The organism is Streptomyces sp. AC558_RSS880 (genome assembly GCF_019049255.1).
Classification (GTDB): Bacteria; Actinomycetota; Actinomycetes; order Streptomycetales; family Streptomycetaceae; genus Streptomyces.
The window spans coordinates 1-3,895 of record NZ_JAGMUJ010000080.1 but is presented as its reverse complement, the minus strand read 5'-3'; the positions used below and the strand labels follow the sequence as shown (position 1 = coordinate 3,895).

General features: G+C 72.2%; 4 protein-coding genes and 1 pseudogene. 1 reads left to right on the top strand and 4 read right to left on the bottom strand.

Annotated features, from left to right (window positions below; all coding sequences use genetic code 11):
- The coding region (locus KUM38_RS42085) for a methylmalonyl-CoA mutase family protein (protein ID WP_254397682.1) at positions 1-143 on the bottom strand (143 nt) is incomplete at its 3' end.
- A 306-nt stretch (positions 144-449) separates the two neighbouring features.
- Between KUM38_RS42085 and KUM38_RS24230 the strand changes: the two genes are divergently transcribed.
- Positions 450-1,304 (top strand): L,D-transpeptidase family protein, encoded by an 855-nt coding sequence (locus KUM38_RS24230; RefSeq protein WP_217131547.1) that lies wholly within the window; start codon positions 450-452, stop codon positions 1,302-1,304.
- 198 nt (positions 1,305-1,502) lie between these two features.
- Here the strand turns inward: KUM38_RS24230 and KUM38_RS24225 are convergent, their stop codons facing one another.
- The 3 genes and pseudogenes from KUM38_RS24225 to KUM38_RS24215 all read right to left on the bottom strand — a co-directional run.
- The gene (locus tag KUM38_RS24225) at positions 1,503-2,576 is read right to left on the bottom strand and encodes a hypothetical protein (RefSeq protein ID WP_217131546.1); all 1,074 of its coding nucleotides are present in this window, start codon (positions 2,574-2,576) and stop codon (positions 1,503-1,505) included.
- A complete protein-coding gene (locus KUM38_RS24220; protein ID WP_217131545.1) occupies positions 2,576-3,250 on the bottom strand; it encodes an RNA polymerase sigma factor in 675 nt (224 codons plus the stop codon). Before KUM38_RS24220 ends, KUM38_RS24225 begins: the two co-directional genes overlap by 1 nt.
- A 374-nt stretch (positions 3,251-3,624) precedes the next feature.
- A pseudogene (locus tag KUM38_RS24215) lies at positions 3,625-3,895 on the bottom strand (zinc ribbon domain-containing protein); the annotation flags it as partial.

Here is a 3,895-nt window from a genome sequence, read left to right as displayed (position 1 = left end):
TACACACCCCGGGTGAAGGGATACGCCCCCGGCTCGCCCAGCTTCTCCGCCGGATCCCAGCCCTCCAGGGCCTCCGGCCCGTACACCGGTTCGATGGGCAGTCCACTCTCGGTGGATCGGGCACTGCCCGACTCGCGCGCCATGGTGTGATGCCTCCCGCTGAGCGGCGTTGCTCGACTCGGTCGCCCGGTACCCGTCAGTTACTCGTCGGTGCAGGCCGACCCCTCGACGGACTGTAGCGGTGCGCGTGCGGTCCGGTGGAGGGGCGCACGCTGGGACCTTCCTCACAGCCTCGGCGGGACCCCGCTCACAGCACCGCCTCGGCGGTCGTCTTCCGGTCACTCACCACCATGCCCCCTTGTTCGCCGGTGGTCACATCCGGGGAACATCTCAGGTGACGGCCGGGCGCGGCCGGGGGGACGACGGGGGCCGGTGTGCGGAGGAGGGGCATGGGGAGGAAAGGGATCGCGGGTCTCGCGGCGCTGGCCGCCCTCGCGGGAGGGGCGACCGGCTGTACGGTGCAGCCGGCCGGGGCGGACGGGAGGCCCGGGTCGCCGGTGCGCATCGAGGTGCCGAGCCGGACGCCCTCCGCGCCGACGCCGGAGTCACCGGCACCGAGGTCACGGGTTCCGGACGACGGCGGGAAGTCCTCCCGTCCCGGCGCCCCGGCACCGCGCGTGCTGTGGTCCCCCGGTGACTCCGGTCGCGACATACGCGAACTCCAGGCCCGGCTGCGGCAGGTCGCCTGGATCTTCCACGGGCCGACGGGGACGTACGACGACCTGACGGCGGAGGCGGTCCGGGGCTTCCAGGGCAAGCGCGGACTGCCGAGGACCGGGGTGACCGACTCCGTCACCTGGCAGCGGCTGCTCGGCATGACGCACGAACCGGGCAGGTGGGAGCTGTACTTGATGGGCGGCCAGCCGGCCGACGCGCCCGACCCGCGCTGCCGGACCGGCCGCGTGCTGTGCATCAGCAAGTCGAGCCGCACCCTGCGCTGGATGATCGACGGGCGGACGGTGTCGACGATGCCGGTGCGCTTCGGCTCCGAGTACACGCCGACCCGTGAGGGTGTCTTCCACGTCTACTGGAAGTCCCGGCACCATGTGTCCACGCTCTACGACTCGCCCATGCCGTACGCCCTGTTCTTCAGCGGCGGCCAGGCCGTGCACTTCTCGGCCGACTTCGCCGCGCGGGGATACGCCGGTGCCTCGCACGGCTGCGTCAACGTACGGGACGAGGGGGCCATCGCCCGGCTGTACGGGCAGGTGCGGAACGGCGACAAGGTCGTCGTGCACTGGTGAGACGGGGCGCGGGCGGGACCGGGGGAACGTGTCCCGCCCGCGCCGAATGCACGAGCCGTGGGTACGGGGGGAACCCCGGCTCCGTGCGACAGCCGATGACCAGTCGGCTCACTCATTACTGCGCCACGAGGGTCGAAAGTGTCACACCTGTCGGGAAAAAAATTTAGCGGTCAACAAAAGGGCAGGTCAGGGGCGGTTTCACGGGTTCTTCTCGCCGCCCGTGCCGTGGTTGCCACCCGTGCCGCTCTCACCGCTGTCGCCCTTCTTGGCGCTGTTGCCGCCGTTGCCCTGGTCCTGGCTTTGATCCTGGCCTTGGCCCTGGTCCTGGCCTTGACCCTGGTCCTGGCCTTGACCCTGGTCCTGGCCTTGACCCTGATCCCAGCCCTGTTCCTGGCCCTGGCCCCTGCTCTCGCCGTCGGCCCTCCCGTCGCCGTTGCCCTTGTGAGCTCCCTCGTCGGTGCCGGACGCACCGGACGACGCACCGGACGTGTCCGACGGGGACAGCACGTCCTCGCAGTACGGGCCGACCCGGGAGGAGCCGCCCGCCGCGTCCTCGAGGAGGTGCTCGCGCTCGCCGTTCAGTGCCTTGCCGTCGCGCCACGCGCGGCAGGCCGCGGCGAGCTGCTTCCCGCCGCGGCCGGAACGGGCCGCGCCGTCACCCGTGTCCGCACCGGGCTCCTCCGGTGTGCGGGACCCGTCGGCGTCCCCGGCGGCACTCTCGGAGTGCCGGCCCCCGGGCGTGACTCCGCCCGGTGCGCCGTCCTCCGGCGGAGGGGACACCAACGGGTGTTCGGGGTGCGTGACGGAGGCCGCCGGGTCGGACCGGGAGCCGTCGGGCGGAGACAGGACTCCGGTTCCGGTCAGGACCGCGGCGCCCCCGGCCATGCCGGCGACCAGCGCGGCGGCCAGCCCGAGGTACAGGGGACGCTCCCGCCGGGGTCCGTTCGCGGTTCCGGAACGATCACCGTGCGGGGCTCCGATACGGATCGGCCCGATGTCGGAGGACCGCGTCCCGGTCGGTCGGCCCGCACCGTGGGCCGCCTCGGCCCGTCTCTCCCGTTCCTCGCGCGACGCGCGGAAGGCGGCCAAGGCGGCCGCCTCTCCGGGGAGTTCCGCACCGTCCGCAGGGGGCGGCGCGGAGAGCGCGCGCAGTGTTCCGGCGAGCCGTCGGGCCTGGTCACGGGCGACGGGATCGGCAGTTTCCGGGGGCTCTCCGCTCAGTAAACGCTCCGCGGTCCCGCGGTCCAGCCACCTGTGCTGCTCGTCGGCCATCACATGTCCTTCTGCGTCCGCGTTCGCGTCTGCGCGACACTCGCGGACGTCACCGTACGACGGCGTGGTTCTCTCTGGGGAGGGAGGGCGTCGAGCACCCCGGTGGATTCCGGTCGGGCTTCCGGATCGCCACCGATCAACTCGGCCAGGCGCTTCAGACCCCGGTGCGCGGCCGTCCGTACGGCACCCGGTCGTTTACCCAGGGTCTCGGCGGCGGACTTGGCGTCGAGGCCCACGACCACGCGCAGGACGACGGCCTCGGCCTGGTCCTGCGGCAGCCGGGATATGAGGGAGAACGCGTCGTCGGTGGCCAGCGCCTCGATGGCCTCGCCGGCGGTGTCGGACTCGGCGGCCCGCCCGGTCAGCTCGGTCTCGTCGCCGCCGATCGCGGGGCGGCGTCCGCGCATGCGTATGTGGTCCAGCGCGCGGTTGCGGGCGATACGGGCGGCCCAGCCGCGGAACCGGTCCGCGTCACCGGTGAACCGCTCCAGGTCACGGGCGATCTGCAGCCACGCCTCGGACGTCACGTCCTCGGCGTCGGGCTCGCCGACCAGTGTCCGTACGTATCCCAGCAGCCGCGGGTGCACGGCGCGGTACACAGTCCGGAACGCGGTCTCGTCCCCGTCCTGTGCCGCGCGCACCGCGGCGGTCAGCTCCGCGTCGTCCCCCAGCACACGCGCGCGCCCTTCTGCGCCTCAACCGGCACCGCTCTCGCGGACCGGGTTCTCGCCGTCGTGGTTGTTCGATCAGTGGTTGCGGTCTCGAGGCCACGGGCGGTTCGTGGTCATGTGTCCGTCGTGGCCTGGCGCGAAAGGCACGTTACGGCCTGAATCCTCTCCCCGTCCACATCCGTCCAGGATGCAACTAACCCGTGACACAGGAGGGTGTGACAGAAAACGCACTCATGGCGCTGTAGGAAGTACGGGTCGCCGCGCGGCCCGTGCCGCGCGACGGCCGGGGCCTCTCCTGTGGGGGGTGGCGGCCCCGGCCGTTGCCTTGGCCCCTCCCTCTCTGCCGAGAAGACGGGCCTGGCCGGGACGGCGCTTCGTCAACTCCGCTGGAAGAACTCCACCTCCGCCAGGGCCAGGTGACGTCCCGAGGTCAGGCCAACGGGTGAACGCAGTACCAGGCGTACCGTCTTCACGTCGCTGATGCCGGTGGGGATCGTCTGCGGGCCCGGCTTGTCGCTGAGGGTGATCTCCTTGTCGTGCTTCGTGCCGTCCTCCGCCGTCACCTCCAGGTCCACCTGGAGCGCGCGTGCCTGGCGGGCGTACTCCTCGGGAGACGCGGACGCCCCGTTGGTGATGATCAGGTCGACC

What these genes read in the sequence shown, in the direction of transcription:
- KUM38_RS24225 (WP_217131546.1), bottom strand. Translation starts at nt 2,576, where the DNA reads ATGGCCGACGAGCAGCACAGGTGGCTGGACCGCGGGACCGCGGAGCGT.
- KUM38_RS24230 (WP_217131547.1), top strand. Translation starts at nt 450, where the DNA reads ATGGGGAGGAAAGGGATCGCGGGTCTCGCGGCGCTGGCCGCCCTCGCG.